We start from the raw sequence: 15,988 nt of genomic DNA on the forward strand, positions 1-15,988 counted from the left end.
TTCTCAAATGATTCCCAACCATCCCTTTGCAAGTGATGAGTCTCCAGCTGAGTCTAACCACTTGAACGATCAGCGACCTGATAAGCCAGAGGAAGCCTGTGGCGTTTTTGGGGTTTATGCACCAAGTGAAGATGTCGCCAAACTGACCTATTTTGGTTTGTATGCGTTACAGCACCGGGGTCAGGAATCTGCTGGTATTGCCGCTTTTGACGGTAAGCAGGTTCATTTACACAAAGAGATGGGCTTGGTTTCCCAAGTCTTTAACGAATCCATTTTGAACCAGCTACCAGGGAACTTGGCAGTTGGTCATACCCGTTACTCCACGACGGGTTCCAGCCGCGTTGTTAATGCTCAGCCAGCAGTTGTAGAGACTCGGTTAGGAACCCTTGCGTTAACACATAATGGGAATTTAGTCAATACTGGGAAACTGCGGGAAGAGTTGTTGCGACGCGACTGTAACTTAGTCACGACGACGGATTCTGAGATGATTGCCTTTGCGATCGCAGAAGAAATTAACGCAGGCAAAGACTGGTTAGAAGGAGCGATCCGAGCCTTTCGGCAATGCGAAGGAGCCTTTAGTCTGGCAATCGGAACGCCAGACGGCTTGATGGGTGCCCGCGACTCCAACGGTATTCGTCCCTTAGTGATTGGCATTTTAAACACGAATCCTCAGCGCTATGTCCTCGCATCAGAAACTTGTGGCTTAGATATTATTGGGGCTGAGTACCTGCGGGATGTTGAACCGGGCGAGTTAGTTTGGATTACCGAAGAAGGTATGGCTTCCTTCTTCTGGGCAGAACAACCCAAGCGGAAACTATGCATCTTTGAAATGATTTACTTTGCTCGTCCGGATAGCGTCATGCATGACGAGAGTCTCTATAGCTACCGGCTGCGCTTAGGACGGCAACTCGCTCAGGAATCTCCAGCGGATACCGATATCATTATTGGCGTACCCGATTCCGGCATTCCCGCCGCGATTGGGTTTTCCCAAGCATCCGGTATTCCTTACGCCGAGGGATTGATTAAAAATCGCTATGTTGGTCGCACTTTCATCCAGCCGACTCAGGCAATGCGAGAGTGTGGCATCAAGATGAAACTCAATCCTCTTAAAGATGTGCTGAGTGGGAAACGAGTCGTTATTGTTGACGACTCTATCGTGCGAGGAACGACTAGCCGCAAACTTGTCAAAGCCCTCAGAGATGCTGGTGCCACCGAGGTTCATATGCGAATTTCCTCTCCACCCGTAACTCATCCCTGCTTTTATGGCATTGACACGGATAGCCAAGATCAGTTGATTGCGGCAACAAAGTCAGTCGAAGAAATTGCCGAACAAATAGGTGTAGACTCGCTAGCGTATCTCAGCCGCGAGGGAATGTTGAAAACTACCGGCGAAGATCCCAACAATTTTTGTTCTGCTTGTTTTACGGGTGACTATCCCATCTCAATTCCAGAGCAAGTTAAGCGTTCTAAGCTGATGTTGGAAAAAGCAGCTAGCTGTTAGCTTTTTGTCAGTGGTTAAATAAGTTTGAAAAACTTACACAGGAAAGAGGTCAAAACTTCATTCCCGTGTAAGTTTTTCACTTTATGTTTGTTTCGCGTATTTATGCCGGAGAGTGTCAAGAAGATGGGAGAACTGAATAAAACTCTGTCATTTTGAAGTTTGGGCGATTGTCCACCCAACATTGTCAAACCAACATTGACAAAGGTTCGATGGTTTCGATCCTGCTCTACCCATCCTACAAATTAATGAAGTCTCTCTAATTAATCCCCTGGCTTCACCGGCTGCATTGGCCCCAAGTAGTTTGTCAAATAGGGTGAAAAAACTTCATAAATCAGCGTCAGCGGACGCCCATGATGCCAAAATAGGTAGTGACGCCCCCAGAATGGTCCTGTTTGTCCAAAGGCAGATTCTAAAGCATCAGACTGACCGTAGTAAATTCCCTGGACATCCCGATATAACTCGGTACGCAGGCGAGCCAAACTTGCCCAAATTGGCAAGGAACGGTTTTGTAAATACTCATCTACATGGCTGGCTTCCCACCAGGAAGTCGCGTAAGCGAGCCGCTGACCGGAGGTGGTACGCAGCCATACCTGTCTTCGCAACCTAGGTCCTGGTACAGCCTGGATTTGATTGGGTGCCGCATCAGCATCCATGCCAACAGGCGACATATCAATGACATCTACTTCCGTTGGTTCACCCGTCAAAAGTTGCAGGTGACGGGTCGGGGAGCCATCTCCCAGTAAAAGCATCTGCCATGCTGGTGCTAGCTGTGTGTGAGGCAGTCCTTGCTGCACCACTTCTTCGCCTCCCTGCCAAAGCGGACTGAGAGCATACCAATCTCTTGGTAAGCTAATGCTGTTTGTGGGTATAACAGTTGAAGTCAAAGCTCTTTACAAAACTTCATTTTCTTATATAAAATCATAAACAATTTCTTGCCGGAAACCTATTCCCGCAAAAAAAATTGAGTGGTGAGTTTAGTTCTTTTGCAATTTCAGTTCTCAGTGCATACTATGCGTTGATGCGCTTGCAGCACTGAGAACTGAAAAAGTAATGCGGATGGCGAGACTCGAACTCGCAAGGCAAAGCCACACGCCCCTCAAACGTGCGCGTATACCAATTCCGCCACATCCGCTTGCATATATACCAATTGTATCATCTTTGAGGCAATTTCGTTCTCTTTGGAAGAAACAAGACTTTCAATCAGTATCAATAACTGTTCTAATGCGAGGTGATGCGATCTATATATTGTACTGATGCTGAAGGCAACATCCTGAAATAATAATGATTGTTCCTTGCGCTACCCCATTTCTCTAAAAACTAGAAGATGCGTTTTTCAAAGATTTTAATTGCTAACCGAGGGGAAATTGCTCTCCGCATTCTCCGTACCTGCGAAGAAATGGGGATTGCGACTGTTGCAGTTCACTCGACGATCGATCGACACGCCCTTCATGTGCAACTGGCTGACGAAGCCGTTTGCATTGGTGAACCCCCCAGTATCAAAAGTTATCTGAATATTCCCAATATTATTGCGGCAGCTTTGACGCGCAATGCGATCGCTATTCATCCGGGCTATGGTTTTTTAGCAGAAAATGCCCGATTTGCGGAAATCTGCGCGGATCACCAGATTTCTTTCATTGGCCCAACGCCGGAAGCGATTCGGGCAATGGGAGACAAATCCACTGCGAAAGAAACGATGCAACGGGCGGGTGTGCCTACAGTGCCGGGAAGTGATGGGATATTAATGTCCGATCGGGAAGCATTAGCGATCGCGGATGAAATCGGCTATCCTGTCATGATCAAAGCCACCGCCGGAGGTGGAGGGCGAGGAATGCGTTTGGTGCGGGAAGAAAGCGAACTCGTCAAGCTCTTCCAAGCTGCACAGGGAGAAGCAGAAGCTGCATTTGGCAATCCAGGCGTCTATCTGGAAAAATTTATTGAACGTCCCCGTCACATCGAATTTCAAATCTTAGCCGATAGCTACGGCAACGTAATTCACCTGGGTGAACGCGATTGCTCTATCCAACGGCGTCATCAAAAGTTACTAGAAGAAGCCCCTAGTCCAGTTCTCAGTTCAGAACTGCGCCAAAAAATGGGCACTGCCGCTGTTATGGCTGCTAAGTCTATCAACTACACGGGTGCCGGGACTGTGGAGTTTCTGCTTGCACCCTCTGGGGAATTTTATTTTATGGAAATGAATACTCGGATTCAAGTCGAACACCCGGTGACAGAAATGATCACTGGGTTGGACTTGATTGCCGAGCAAATCCGCATTGCTCAAGGGGAGAAATTGTCGCTGACTCAAGATCGAATCGTTCTCCGAGGCCATGCCATTGAATGTCGAATCAATGCGGAAGACCCCGAGCACAACTTCCGTCCTCATCCGGGGCGGATCAGCGGCTATCTGCCTCCTGGTGGCTTTGGTGTTCGGATGGATTCTCATGTCTACACGGACTACGAAATCCCTGCTTACTATGACTCCCTGATTGGTAAGTTAATTGTTTGGGGTAGCGATCGCCCTACTGCAATTAAGCGGATGAAACGGGCATTGCGGGAGTGTGCCATCACGGGTTTGCCCACAACCATTGGCTTCCATCAAAAAATTATGGAGACACCGGAGTTTTTACAAGGCGAGGTTTATACCAATTTTGTTGAGAAGTTAATGCAGTCCCAGCAGTAAGTAAGGAGTGGGTAATCGGTAATTTTTCCGTTACCCACTTTTACTAACCTCCGAAGCGCCTTAATGAGTATGAGCAAACATCGTCAGCAGTCCTTGCTGACCCAAGAGAATCTCTCGCACTAGGCTAAAGATCCCCACCCAAACGATCGGGGTAATGTCCACACCACCGATAGGGGGCACAATTTTCCGCAATGGCACTAAAAAAGGTTCTGTAGGCCAAGCAATCAAGTTAAAGGGAAGCCGATTTAAGTCTATCTGGGGATACCAGGTAAGGACGATCCGAAAGATAAACAGCAAAGTCATCAAGCCCACAAGCGGGCCAAGAATCCAGCTAGCCAGCGAAACAGCGTCCATTGGTTCTTAATCAAGAATATTTCCGGGTGTCAAAACTTTAGCCGTGTCGCGTATTTGTCATGCAACTGACGCGGCAAGGCATTATAGTTAAAGTTTTGTAACCAAATCTCTCATTATTCTAACGCAGCGTGGCACTCAATCCTATTCAGCCAGACTGGTACAGGGGTATAAGAGACGTAAAAACAAAATGAAGCGACAAATAGGCTTCTCAAGTTCATAACATATCGTTAAAATTGATCAAAAGAAATCGTTGTCAAAGCGAGCGAAAAAAAATGACGCCTTCATTAGCGAATTTTCTCTATAGTCTGCTCTGGGGTGCTGTAATTGTTGTCATCCCAGCCACGGTGGCGCTGATTTTTATTAGTCAGAAGGATAAAATCCAACGTTCCTAGATTGTCGGAATAGCCGGAAACCTCAGTTTGTCGAGAGAGTAATTATTAAATTAGTTGCTCCCTCTAAAAAAACTGAGGTTTTATATGTTAAAGGGAGAAGAGCTGATGCGATGCAGCAAGCCAGTTTCTGCCCGCTCGTTCTCCTGCTGACCCAGGATACTTAGAATTAAAATTCCCAACCTGCGTACCAATTTCTGCGGTTAACTCGTTAACATAGATTTGTCTTGGGAAAACAGCAATGGTAAACTTCGGGCTTAACTCAGCCAGTCTTCTGGGTATTTTTCTGGCAGTGGCAGGGGCAGCACTGTACTTTCTGCGTACCGTGCGTCCAGAGCTAGCGCGAGATCACGATATCTTTTTTGCCGCAGTTGGTCTCTTGTGCGGCTTTATTCTTTTATTTCAAGGATGGCGACTCGATCCGATTTTGCAATTCGGTCAATTTCTGTTGACCGGCTCTGCTATCTTTTTTGCATTTGAAAGTATTCGGATGCGTGGAGTGGCGACGGAGGTTGCAAAGCGAAATACGCAAATTGTGGATGACGATCGCCCCGTAAGCCGCGTGTATCGAGCCGAGTTGGATCAACTCGAACCGATGGATGAGGAACCACCGAGACGGCGGATTCGGGGAACGCAAGAATCTCGCAATAGCCGGACGGTAGAAACTTACGAGGATGAACCGCGCCGCCGTCCATCCAGTCGGAGTAATAGCAATAGTAGTTCTGAAAGGCTGGGACAAGGAGACCGTCCTCGCAAGCGTCGTCCCCGTCCAACAGAAACTCGCCCAACCGAACAACCGGACGATTGGGAAGTCTCAGACACATGGGAGGAAAAACCGTCTCGCAGTAGCCGTCCCAGCTCGACTCGTCCACCCAGCCGAGATCCAGAGACTGCTGCCAAGCCAAGAAGAAGTCGTCCACCTAGAGGAGAATCGTCAGAGCGATCGCCCAATCGGGAGAGTCGGGAGGACGTAGAAGCAACCCCAACCGACTATGTGGACTACAAACCGATAGACTACCCGGAAGAAGGGGACAACTCAAGCAATTTTGACCAAGAATGAGTCAGGAAAGGGCGGTTCCTTCGTGTCCGTCCGACGTTTTATGAGACGCGGCTGGTTCATTGGGTCAGGTTATTTTTGCAAGCAACAATGCAGCTTTGACGTGAAAAGATTGGCGTGCGGTCTGGGAATCCATACCTGGGTCAAATGGGGAATCTGGTTTAGTATGGCTGGGTTAGTCGTCGCCTGTACCCCAGTCAATCGCTCAACAGGGCCAGTTGCTCTTAACAGTCGTTATACAGATGAGCAACCGGCTTTGAGCGGCAATGGTCGGTTGCTCGCCTTTGTTTCTAACCGCAATGGCAGCCGACAGATTTGGCTGTACGACTTGCAGCAGCGGCAGTTTGTAGATGTACCGCGCTTGAACCGACAAGACGCGATCGCAGAAAATCCCAGTCTCAGCCAGAATGGTCGTTACATTGTCTACATTGCCAGCGACCAAGGACGTCCGGAAGTTGAACTTTACGATCGCAGCACCAAATCCTCACAAATTCTCACGATGGGCTATCGCGGTTGGGTGCGAAATCCTAGCATTAGTCCAGATGGTCGCTATATTGCCTTTGAAAGCAGCAGTCGCGGTCAGTGGGATATAGAGGTGCTAGACCGGGGGCCTAATATTGAGTTAGATATCCCTGATGGCAGCCCGTCTGCCTCTCCCTGAGCGTGAAACGTAACCTTTTTCTATCAGTATTTGTTACCTTAGCCAGTTTATTGAGTAGTTGTACTGGCTCAGGTCGTCTTATGAGTTTTCCCTTTGATTCAGCAGGGCGAAGTTTAAATAGCCCAGCTTCTGACATTAATCCTCAAATCGCCAGTCGGTACATTGTGCTAATTTCTGACCGGCGCAGCAGTCAGGATGTTTACCTTTTCGACACGGTGGATCGGCGTTTGATTGATTTGCCTGGATTAAATTCCCTGGATGCGATCGCATCTAACCCTGCTGTTTCCGCTGATGGTCGTTACATTGTCTTTGCTGCAAGTCGTCAGGGTCGGTCGGGAATCTACCTCTATGACCGGGAAACTCGCCAGTTAAGGAATCTCGCGGAAAACGTGCAAGCAGAAGTGCGAAATCCAACGATTAGCGCTGATGGCAGTACGATTGCCTTTGAATCTAGTGAAAATGGTCAGTGGGATATTGTAGTTAGCGATCGCTATGGACAAACGCTGAATCTTCCAGCACCTCCTTGAGGATAAAAGTGCTGAGTATTTGGGAAGGAATGGTTGGAAAAAGTAAATACCCGCTTATCTGAATACACAGCTTTAGCGAATCAGGGGATTTTTTTAGCCTATAAAGGCAGGCTTGATTCGTGTAGTCGCACTTCACAGCTACAGTCATCAGGTATTTAGGCGCAAGTGATATGAAATGGCTAATTAACTGGCGCTGGCTAACGATTTTATTCACAATGGGGATAACTGGTTGTCTTGATACCCAGCTCTTCAACCCGCCGCAAATATTGACTGGCGGTATCAACAGCCAGACCCCTGACGAATATCCCGCCTACAGCAGTGACGGTCGCTATCTCGCCTTTGCTTCTGACCGCAATAATAATCGAGACATTTTCCTTTACGACTTGCAGCAACGCCGTCTCGTCGATCTTCCCAATATCAATCGTCGCGACTCCAGACAGGATCAACCCGCTTTGAATGCTGATGGTCGATTTATTGCTTATGTTTCTAGCGAACGAGGCAAGACGGATATCTTTGTCTACGACCGTCAAACTCAACGCTCCGAATTGCTCACTAGCAGCATCCGAGGCTCGGTACGCCATCCCACTATTTCCGGTGATGGTCGCTACGTCGCGTTTGAAACTAGCCAGCTAGGGCAATGGCATATTGCAACTGTAGAAAGAGGAACTTCAGCGACAAGTTCTGGCTCTTTACAAGAGTAGAAGATAAATGAAATGAGCGAGATACCGCATTGTTACGGTATGCGCTTCTTCTATAGAAAGAGCTTCGCTAAAAGCGATCGCTGCTAAATATGCTAGAACAGTCAAAAAAGCTTAAAAAGTTAACATAATGAGTACCAAAGTTCTGCGTATTGCCACTTCTGGCATCATCGCAGCCGCCGCTGCCATTGGTGCTAATGCAATCGACGCAATCGTTCCCTTTAACTGGCAACAGTCAAATATCGCTGTTGCCCAAGATGCTGAAGAACAAACAAATATTCAGGTTTATAGACGCGCTAGTCCAGGAGTGGTATCCATCCAGGCTGGTGACGGTAGCGGCAGCGGTAGCATCATTAGCCAAGACGGTCTAGTATTGACCAACGCTCACGTTGTGGCAAACGGTCGCCAAACTGTCACTGTTATTCTCTCAGATGGCAGAAAACTCCCAGCTGATATTATTGCTTTTGCTAACAACAGTCTAGATTTAGCTGTCCTTAAAATTCGCGGACAGAACAATTTGCCCACTGTTGCGATCGCTCCTCCAAACTCTGTACAAGTCGGTCAGCGGGCGTTTGCGATTGGGAATCCTTTTGGTCGATTTCAAGGAACCTTCACCGTTGGTATTGTTAGCCGGATTGACCAACAGCGCGGTTTAATCCAAACCGATGCAGCCATCAACCCAGGCAATTCCGGTGGTCCTCTTCTCAATAGCCAAGGAGAATTGATTGGCGTCAATACTGCTATTTTTACCAGCGGTCAGACTGCGGGAAACATTGGCATTGGATTTGCGATTTCTGTAGACAGAGTACAGCCGTTCTTGACCGCTGTGCGCCAAGGACGCGCCCCTACCACTGCTCAACGGCAACAACCCGCTTCTGGAAGACAACCGCCTCAGCCCATTGCTTTGAATGGTACGGTGATTAATGCCACTCTTAGCAGTGGTGATAATGTTCTCCGAGCGGATAATAGCTATTTTGACCTTTACACCTTTCAGGGGAGAGCCGGTCAGCAAGTCAGAATTGATATGGCGAGTCAGCAGATTGATTCCTACTTAATTCTGCTTGGCCCCAATGGCAATGAAGTTGCACAAGACGATGATAGGGGCGGTAGGGGAAACGCTAGCCTTGTGGCGACACTGCCTGCAAGTGGCACTTATCTAATCATTGCCAATTCCTCTGAGGGAAGACAAGTAGGTGCTTACCGTCTTCGAGCAATGGCGGCTGCCGGAGGCGATCGCTATCAAACTTCCCAAAGTCGTTTGCTGATGCGGCAAGCGGGTATTCTGGGTCGGGGTGCCAAGGTGCTTTCTGATGGCAGTTTGTTTCAGGAATATTCCTTTCAAGGTCGTGCCGGGCAGCCTCTGACGATCGCACTTGCCAGTCCTGATTTTGATACCTATCTGATTTTGGTCGATCAGAATGGCCGGAAGATTGCTGAGAATGATAACATCAGCCGCAGCAATCCCAATTCTCAGATGAGTGTGACTTTACCCCGAACAGGCGTTTATCGAGCGATCGCCACCGCCTCAAATCCGCGCGGTCGAGGTCGCTATCTCTTGACAATTCGTTAAGCACGAATCTGCACCGGCATCACTAAGTAAGTCATTTTTAGACCTCCAAGCGGTGTCAGAATCACCGGACTATTCCCTGTATTCATCTGCATTTGAATCTCGGAGGATTGTAGCGCCTTCAGTCCATCTCTGAGATAGGTGATGTTGAAGGCAATCTCTAGATCCTTTCCCGATATCTGTGCAGGTAGAGATTCACACCCGCTACCAACATCTTGTGCTTCCACTGATAAGGCAATCTGCTGGTTGGTACTATCTATCGTGAATTTGACAATATTATTTTTTTGGTCGGCTAGTACAGCAATTCGTTCTAATGCATTGAGCAACTGACGCCGATCGATTGTCACCTGCCGCTCAAATTGTTGCGGAATCAACTGACGATAGGCGGGATATTGACCTTCTAGGGTGCGGCTAGTCAAACGTTGATCGGCTAACTCAAATACGACCTGCCCTTGGTCCAGATGGAGAGCGATAGCTTCCGCTGACTGGCGCATTCCTAAAATTCGTTCCAGTTCTCGCAGTGCCCGTGCTGGAATTGTGACTTCTAACGGAGCTGTCTGACTAATCGTCTCAGAGGCTTCTTCATCCGTTTGACCTTGGTTAGTCGTTTCAACAACCGATAAACGATGACCATCTGTCGCGGCAAATTCAAGATACTCTGATTTGACTGTTAAATGGATGCCCGTGAGAACCTGCTTCGTTTCGTCTGGACTGGTGGCAAATAAGGAACCCCGCAAGCCATCAATTAATGCAGCGGCAGGCAATTGAGCAGCTTCGCCATTTTCTATTACTGGCAGTTCTGGAAATTCTTCTGCGGTCATACCCCGGACTTTATAACGCCCAGAGGCAGAAGTCAGTGTGGCAATAATCCCTTCACTTGTCCCTTCCTCCCCTTTATCCTCTAAAGTAATTTCTCCCTCTGCTAGACGGGAAACAATATCGTTTAACAGCTTAGCGGGTAAAGTGAGATAACCTTCCTCTTCCACTTGTGCGGGAAAGCTGGTCTGAATGCCAAGGCTGAGATCGAATGCCGTCAAACTGACGAGCTGAGTTTTTTTGTTAGCTTCCAGCTTGACATTTGCGAGGACAGGATGTGTCGGGCGCGATGGCACTGCTCGGCTGACGAGAGAAAGGTTGGTACTGAGATCGTTTTGGGTGCAAACCAGTTTCATAGATGTTCAACCTTGGAGTTGTTCAGCCAAACGACGCTCATAGCGCGGTACTTTTGGCACAGAAGGAGATCGTAGCACCCTTGTCCTCAGCAATCCAGATTACCCTGCTTACCTGCTTTAGGCAAAACTGCTGAAGCTGTGGAAAATGTGGAAAATGTTGTCAAATGAATTTCCCGTGAATGTTTTAGCAGCTCTAATGAATTGTGGGAACCTTGTGGAAAAGTGACTCTTTTTTCCACAAGGTATTTATACTTGTCATTGTTTTTCACTAATGACACAAAGTTTTTCACGGCTTTACCACAAGCTTTTCCACAGAAAACTAGGAGTTTTCCACAACCCTTCTGGAGGTGAATCATTCTTTATAAGTAGTTTCCAAAAACTTAAATCAACGGCTGCTGACTAGCTGTGAGAGGAGTATCAGGATTTATTTTGGCTTCTGCTAGCAAAATTGATGCGATCGCTAAGTTGGCGTAGCGTTCTAGCTACATCAGGATCGCTATCCTTTAATTGAGTAATTTTCTCGCAGCTATACATTACTGTGGTGTGATCTTTACCCCCAAATTCCTCACCAATCCTGGGTAAACTCAAATCTGTGTGCTGACGCATTAAATACATACCAATTTGTCGCGCCCAGCTAATTTCTCGACGGCGAGAATTACTTTTTAAATCTTCAATACGAAGATCAAAAGTTTCTGCGATCGCTATCATTACCGCTTCTGGAGAAACCGCTACTTTTTCCGCAGGTGGATTCAAAACTGGAGCAATATTTTCGACAGTCATCGACAAACCGGAAATTGAAATATAAGCCACAGCCCGAATTAAAGCGCCCTCCAATTCCCGAATATTTGAAGTATAGTTAGTCGCTATATATTCAATAACATCTCGCGGTAATCGCATATTTTCATATTCTGCCTTTTTTTGTAAAATTGCCATCCGTGTTTCTAAGTCTGGGCGCTGAATATCGGCAATTAATCCCATAGAAAAGCGGGAGCAAAGACGTTCTTGCAGGCGAGGAATCTGATTAGGAGGGCGGTCAGAAGCGATTACTACTTGCTTTCCAGCTTCATGTAAAGTATTAAAAGTATGAAAGAATTCTTCTTGAGTATATTCCTTTCCTTCTAAAAATTGAATATCATCCACCAACAGTACATCGGCAGCTCGATAATGTTCTCGAAACCGTTGCATACTATCTTTACGAATTGCTGCAATCAAGTCGTTTGTAAACTGCTCAGTAGAAACATAAAATATTTTTGAATCTGGGTGAATTTCCAAACGGTAATGCCCAATTGCTTGCATTAAGTGAGTTTTTCCTAGCCCAACACCCCCACACAAAAATAATGGATTAAACTCACGTCCTGGAGATTCTGCCACAGCTAAAGAAGCTGCATGAGCCATCCGATTATTAGAGCCGACAACAAAGCGTGAAAAAACGTATTTAGGATTTAATTCGGTCGGTCTGGGTCGCTGGTTAGGAGAAATTTCGGGGACACTGGTTTCTATAGGCAGCGACCAGGAAATTTCGGCATCATCAGCGCTAGAGATTTCATTTCCTTTGGCAACCGTGATGTGAATTTCCACCGGCTGTCCCAGAATATCTTGTACGACATCAGCAATTGTTTTGATGTAATATTTCTGCAACCAATTCCGGGCAAACGGGTTAGGCGTGCAAATCACCAAGCAGTTATTTTCCAGCTCTTGAGCGCTGGCAGTTTTGATCCACGTTTCAAAGGTAGGACGGCTCAGTTGTAGCTGTAGACGCTCTAGCACTTGGCTCCAGAGCTGTTCAAGAGAAATATCCACGCCTCACCTCTACGGCTTTGTGCAGAATAGTATTATCCATTCTTGTGAAGAGCGATCGCTCTTTTAAACCAGTCTCAACTATGGCTGAAATCCTGCCAATTACTCAACTGGGAAATCCCATCCTGCGCCAACCAGCTCAAATTATCGAAAATGTCCACTTTGGACAAATCCAAAAGCTGATTGATGACCTAATTACAACCGTTGCTCAAGCAAGCGGTGTTGGCATTGCAGCACCCCAGGTAGCTCAATCTTATCGCTTGTTCATCGTCGCATCTCGTCCGAATCCTCGGTATCCCACCGCTCCTGAGATGGAACCAACCGCCATAATAAATCCTCGCATCATTGCCCACTCTGATGAGGTGGTGAAAGGCTGGGAAGGGTGCCTCAGCATTCCAGGAATTCGAGGGTTGGTTCCCAGATATCAGGCGATTGATGTGGAATACACCAGTCGGGATGGTAAATTGCATCGTCAACAGTTCACAGATTTTGTCGCCCGAATTTTTCAACACGAATCCGATCACCTGGATGGCATCGTGTTTGTAGATCGTTTACAAAGCACGCAAGAGATGATGACCGAACAGGAATATCAGCAACGAATTGTTCAACAGCAGCACTGATATCCTAGATTGTTGACGATTGTTTGGTTTGACTAATTAGAAGCGTGAGCGATCGCTTCCACCCTACCTACATACGCTCTAGCACGGAAATGCCAAGTAGGGATAATCCTAACTTCAAAGTTCGCGCTGTTAGATTGCACAAAACCAACCGAGATGTCCGCACGGGTTCCTCAGCTTTAAGCACCTGACACTGGTCATAGAACTGATTAAACTTTTGGCTCAGTTCAAATAGATATTGACAAAGGCGATTGGGTAGTAAATCTTGCTCAACGTCACTGAGAACTTCGCTGAGTTGTAGTAGATGCTTTGCTAACACTAATTCGGTTTCTTCCTGCAACAGAATTTTGGCATTCATTCCCAACTGCTCAAAGTCAATATCGCCTTTGCGGCTAATTCCCTGTACTCGTACATAGGCATAAAGCAGGTAAGGTGCGGTATTGCCTTGGAGAGACAACATCTTGTCATAGCTAAAGACGTAGTTGCTAGTGCGGTTTTGGCTGAGGTCGGCGTACTTAACCGCACTCATGCCAATCACTTTAGCAACATGGGTGATGAACTCTTCTGTTTCCTCGCGACCTTCTTCTTTCAGTCTGGTTTCTAAATCAGCACGGGCACGCGCGATCGCTTCATCCAGCAAATCTCTTAACCGCACCGTTTCTCCGGAGCGAGTTTTCAGCTTCTTTCCATCTTCCCCCAGCACCAAACCAAAGGGGATATGTACCAACTCTAAATTATCTGGAATCCAGCCAGCCCGTTGCGCTACCTGAAACACTTGAGTAAAGTGATTGGCTTGTCCAGCATCCGTAACGTAGATAATCCGATCGGCTCGATCTTGTTCAATCCGGTAGCGTAAGGCTGCCAAATCAGTAGTGGCGTAGTTATAGCCTCCATCAGACTTTTGGACAATCATGGGCAAAGGTTCACCTTCTTTGTTGGTAAACCCTTCCAGAAATACGCATTTAGCCCCATTGTCTTCCACGAGCAAGCCCAACTGAGCGAGGTCTTCCACTACTCCGGCTAGCAAGGGGTTATAGAAAGATTCCCCTCGTTCTGTCAGATGGACATCAAGCCGATCGTAGATAATCTGGAACTCCTGCCGAGACTGTTCGCACAGCAGCTGCCATGCCCGGCGGGATTCTTCGTCACCCGCTTGTAACTTGACGACTTGTTGTCGGGCAGTTTCTTGAAACTTCTCATCCTCATCAAACCGCTGTTTTGCTTTGCGGTAGAAAGCCACTAAGTCGCCCAAATCTATCGCATTAGCAGTTGTCAAAGCTTCTGGACAAACTTCTCTCAAGTAGGCAATTAGCATTCCAAACTGGGTTCCCCAGTCGCCTACATGATTCAGGCGCAAAACATCGTGATTTTGAAATTCCAAAGTTCGGGCAATGCAATCTCCAATGATCGTTGAACGCAAGTGCCCAACGTGCATCTCTTTAGCAATATTAGGGCTAGAAAAATCCACCACTACCCGCTGGGGATGTTTTGCCTTGCTGGTACCCAATCGGGAGTCTGCCTGAATAGCACTTAGCTGCGCTTCCAAATATTCTGGTTTCAGGGTGAAATTGATAAAACCAGGACCCGCAATTTCTGGCGGACGACAGAAATCGGTGACATCTATATACTCAACGATTTTTTGGGCGATCGCTCGTGGCGGCTGACCCAACTTTTTAGTTAAGGACATTGCCCCATTGGACTGATAATCACCAAATTTGGGATTGCTAGCAGGCACTAGCATTGGGTCTACCCCAGCATAGTCACTGCCAAAAGCGGCAACTAAAGCCTGCTCGAATCTATTTTTAAGTTGTTCAAGGGTAGAGTTCATTGGGTTTTGCCGAAACTTTAGGAAGCGTACTTCTTTCCTTTATCGTACTAACGTCTATGTTCATACTCAAATCGAGCCATGTTGAGCGCGTAATCGGGGCGCTACTGGAGATGTAGTCTACGCCAGTTTCAGCCACAGCACGAATAGTTTCTAGAGTAACGTTGCCCGATGCTTCAATTTTGATCCGGTTATTGCTATGGCGAATTATCTGCACTGCCTGCCGCATCATCTCCAGCGGCATATTGTCCAGCATGATGATATCAGCACCGTGCTGTAAGGCTTCTTTCACTTGAGCCAGGGTTTCGGTTTCTACTTCTATAGTCAATGGATAGGGCATTTGGGAGCGGATACGAGCGATCGCCTTGCCAATCCCTCCAGCCACAGCAATGTGATTATCCTTAATCATCACAGCATCATCTAACCCCATTCGGTGGTTCATCGCTCCCCCCACCTGTGTCGCGTACTTTTCTAAAATTCTCAGCCCCGGAGTCGTTTTGCGAGTATCCACCAATTGAGCTGGCAAATCCGCAATTTGCTCAACATACTTACGGGTGAGTGTAGCAATCCCACTCAAACGCATAGCTAGGTTTAAAGCAACTCGTTCTCCGAGCAGCAGCGCCTCTAGCGAGCCATCAACGCGAGCAACCAACTGTCCTCGCTGGCACTGTTCCCCCTCAGCGACAACAGCAACAAAACTGACTCTATCGTTCAACAGTTGGAATATCCGACTAGCTATCGGCAATCCGGTAATGACTCCTGCCTCCTTAGCAGTCCACTCAGCTTGCCCCACACGTACCTTGTTGCCTAACAAACCTTGACTCGAGCGATCGCCGCGACCGACATCTTCCAACAACCAGGAGTGCAGGAGTGGGTCTAATACGATCGAGGGAGGTAGAACAGCCCTGGGACTCACCACTTCAGTTTTCCCCTAATTTTTCTAAAAGCTTGCCCAACCAACTTAGCCCAAAAGCTGCGCCCTTGGAGCTTTTGAGAGTTTTCCAAAAAAGTTTTTCAAAACAGTTGACAGAAACGGTTCGTGGTTGCTACATTAATAAAGCGGTCGGGAGAGCAAGCGAAAGTGAAGCGACACCGAAGCGCACCGAACCTAGAAAAAATAATAGTTTGAAAGCCAAGTAAACACAA

Annotated in this window: 15 protein-coding genes and 1 tRNA gene; 9 read left to right on the plus strand and 7 right to left on the minus strand. The window is 47.3% G+C overall.

What is annotated here, in order from left to right:
* Window positions 1-7 precede the first annotated feature (7 nt).
* Window positions 8-1,501: an amidophosphoribosyltransferase gene (gene purF, locus NC994_RS10180; protein ID WP_190440280.1), complete on the plus strand. Its 1,494-nt coding sequence runs from the start codon at window positions 8-10 to the stop codon at window positions 1,499-1,501.
* Between the two features lie 260 nt (window positions 1,502-1,761).
* Here purF and NC994_RS10185 read toward each other — a convergent pair whose 3' ends face one another.
* Window positions 1,762-2,385, minus strand: coding sequence for a chorismate lyase (locus tag NC994_RS10185; RefSeq protein ID WP_190410192.1), 624 nt, complete (start codon window positions 2,383-2,385; stop codon window positions 1,762-1,764).
* 167 nt (window positions 2,386-2,552) lie between these two features.
* Window positions 2,553-2,633: transfer RNA gene (locus NC994_RS10190), tRNA-Leu, on the minus strand.
* A 192-nt stretch (window positions 2,634-2,825) separates the two neighbouring features.
* Between NC994_RS10190 and accC the strand changes: the two genes are divergently transcribed.
* Window positions 2,826-4,178 carry an acetyl-CoA carboxylase biotin carboxylase subunit gene (gene accC, locus NC994_RS10195; RefSeq protein ID WP_190440283.1) on the plus strand — a complete coding sequence of 451 codons (1,353 nt, stop codon included), beginning with the start codon at window positions 2,826-2,828 and terminating at the stop codon, window positions 4,176-4,178.
* A gap of 60 nt (window positions 4,179-4,238) precedes the next feature.
* Here accC and NC994_RS10200 read toward each other — a convergent pair whose 3' ends face one another.
* Window positions 4,239-4,532: a YggT family protein gene (locus NC994_RS10200; RefSeq protein WP_190410190.1), complete on the minus strand. Its 294-nt coding sequence runs from the start codon at window positions 4,530-4,532 to the stop codon at window positions 4,239-4,241.
* Window positions 4,533-4,804: 272 nt separating this feature from the next.
* Between NC994_RS10200 and NC994_RS10205 the strand changes: the two genes are divergently transcribed.
* The 6 genes from NC994_RS10205 (at window position 4,805) to NC994_RS10230 (ending at window position 9,434) form a co-directional block, all read left to right on the plus strand.
* A complete protein-coding gene (locus NC994_RS10205) occupies window positions 4,805-4,924 on the plus strand; it encodes a photosystem II reaction center X protein (protein ID WP_190410189.1) in 120 nt (39 codons plus the stop codon).
* 238 nt (window positions 4,925-5,162) lie between these two features.
* Window positions 5,163-5,981 (plus strand): Ycf66 family protein, encoded by an 819-nt coding sequence (locus tag NC994_RS10210; RefSeq protein ID WP_190410188.1) that lies wholly within the window; start codon window positions 5,163-5,165, stop codon window positions 5,979-5,981.
* A gap of 163 nt (window positions 5,982-6,144) precedes the next feature.
* Complete coding sequence (locus NC994_RS10215; protein WP_199299791.1) at window positions 6,145-6,639, plus strand: PD40 domain-containing protein; 495 nt, start codon at window positions 6,145-6,147, stop codon at window positions 6,637-6,639.
* Window positions 6,640-6,641: 2 nt separating this feature from the next.
* Window positions 6,642-7,166 (plus strand): Tol biopolymer transporter periplasmic protein, encoded by a 525-nt coding sequence (locus NC994_RS10220; protein ID WP_347276528.1) that lies wholly within the window; start codon window positions 6,642-6,644, stop codon window positions 7,164-7,166.
* Window positions 7,167-7,381: 215 nt separating this feature from the next.
* Window positions 7,382-7,867, plus strand: coding sequence for a PD40 domain-containing protein (locus NC994_RS10225; protein WP_190429606.1), 486 nt, complete (start codon window positions 7,382-7,384; stop codon window positions 7,865-7,867).
* 127 nt (window positions 7,868-7,994) lie between these two features.
* On the plus strand, window positions 7,995-9,434 hold the full coding sequence (locus tag NC994_RS10230) for a trypsin-like peptidase domain-containing protein (protein ID WP_190440288.1): 1,440 nt from the start codon (window positions 7,995-7,997) through the stop codon (window positions 9,432-9,434).
* On the opposite strand, the gene dnaN is transcribed toward NC994_RS10230, so the two are convergent.
* Together dnaN and dnaA are read right to left on the minus strand one after the other, a co-directional pair.
* Window positions 9,431-10,603 carry a DNA polymerase III subunit beta gene (gene dnaN / locus NC994_RS10235; RefSeq protein WP_190440290.1) on the minus strand — a complete coding sequence of 391 codons (1,173 nt, stop codon included), beginning with the start codon at window positions 10,601-10,603 and terminating at the stop codon, window positions 9,431-9,433. The two genes, NC994_RS10230 and dnaN, sit on opposite strands and share 4 nt — an antisense overlap.
* Before the next feature lie 417 nt (window positions 10,604-11,020).
* The gene (gene dnaA / locus NC994_RS10240; RefSeq protein WP_190440292.1) at window positions 11,021-12,403 is read right to left on the minus strand and encodes a chromosomal replication initiator protein DnaA; all 1,383 of its coding nucleotides are present in this window, start codon (window positions 12,401-12,403) and stop codon (window positions 11,021-11,023) included.
* 80 nt (window positions 12,404-12,483) lie between these two features.
* On the opposite strand from dnaA, the gene def reads away from it, so the two are divergent.
* A complete protein-coding gene (gene def, locus NC994_RS10245) occupies window positions 12,484-13,020 on the plus strand; it encodes a peptide deformylase (protein WP_190410183.1) in 537 nt (178 codons plus the stop codon).
* A 67-nt stretch (window positions 13,021-13,087) separates the two neighbouring features.
* Here def and argS read toward each other — a convergent pair whose 3' ends face one another.
* Entirely contained in the window at window positions 13,088-14,845 is a 1,758-nt protein-coding gene (gene argS, locus NC994_RS10250) for an arginine--tRNA ligase (protein WP_190440293.1), read from the minus strand.
* Window positions 14,829-15,758 carry a carboxylating nicotinate-nucleotide diphosphorylase gene (gene nadC / locus NC994_RS10255; RefSeq protein WP_190440320.1) on the minus strand — a complete coding sequence of 310 codons (930 nt, stop codon included), beginning with the start codon at window positions 15,756-15,758 and terminating at the stop codon, window positions 14,829-14,831. The genes argS and nadC overlap by 17 nt, the downstream gene beginning before the upstream one ends.
* Window positions 15,759-15,988: the final 230 nt, after the last annotated feature.

This window comes from Trichocoleus sp. AS-A1 (assembly GCF_039962015.1).
In the GTDB taxonomy this organism is placed as follows: domain Bacteria; phylum Cyanobacteriota; class Cyanobacteriia; order Cyanobacteriales; family FACHB-T130; genus FACHB-T130.

Excerpts from the sequence above, each read along its gene's own strand:
- purF (WP_190440280.1), top strand. The coding sequence starts at position 8 with ATGATTCCCAACCATCCCTTTGCAAGTGATGAGTCTCCAGCTGAGTCT.
- accC (WP_190440283.1), top strand. The coding sequence starts at position 2,826 with ATGCGTTTTTCAAAGATTTTAATTGCTAACCGAGGGGAAATTGCTCTC.
- NC994_RS10200 (WP_190410190.1), bottom strand. The coding sequence starts at position 4,532 with ATGGACGCTGTTTCGCTGGCTAGCTGGATTCTTGGCCCGCTTGTGGGC.
- NC994_RS10205 (WP_190410189.1), top strand. The coding sequence starts at position 4,805 with ATGACGCCTTCATTAGCGAATTTTCTCTATAGTCTGCTCTGGGGTGCT.
- NC994_RS10210 (WP_190410188.1), top strand. The coding sequence starts at position 5,163 with ATGGTAAACTTCGGGCTTAACTCAGCCAGTCTTCTGGGTATTTTTCTG.
- NC994_RS10215 (WP_199299791.1), top strand. The coding sequence starts at position 6,145 with ATGGCTGGGTTAGTCGTCGCCTGTACCCCAGTCAATCGCTCAACAGGG.
- NC994_RS10225 (WP_190429606.1), top strand. The coding sequence starts at position 7,382 with ATGGGGATAACTGGTTGTCTTGATACCCAGCTCTTCAACCCGCCGCAA.
- NC994_RS10230 (WP_190440288.1), top strand. The coding sequence starts at position 7,995 with ATGAGTACCAAAGTTCTGCGTATTGCCACTTCTGGCATCATCGCAGCC.
- dnaN (WP_190440290.1), bottom strand. The coding sequence starts at position 10,603 with ATGAAACTGGTTTGCACCCAAAACGATCTCAGTACCAACCTTTCTCTC.
- def (WP_190410183.1), top strand. The coding sequence starts at position 12,484 with ATGGCTGAAATCCTGCCAATTACTCAACTGGGAAATCCCATCCTGCGC.
- argS (WP_190440293.1), bottom strand. The coding sequence starts at position 14,845 with ATGAACTCTACCCTTGAACAACTTAAAAATAGATTCGAGCAGGCTTTA.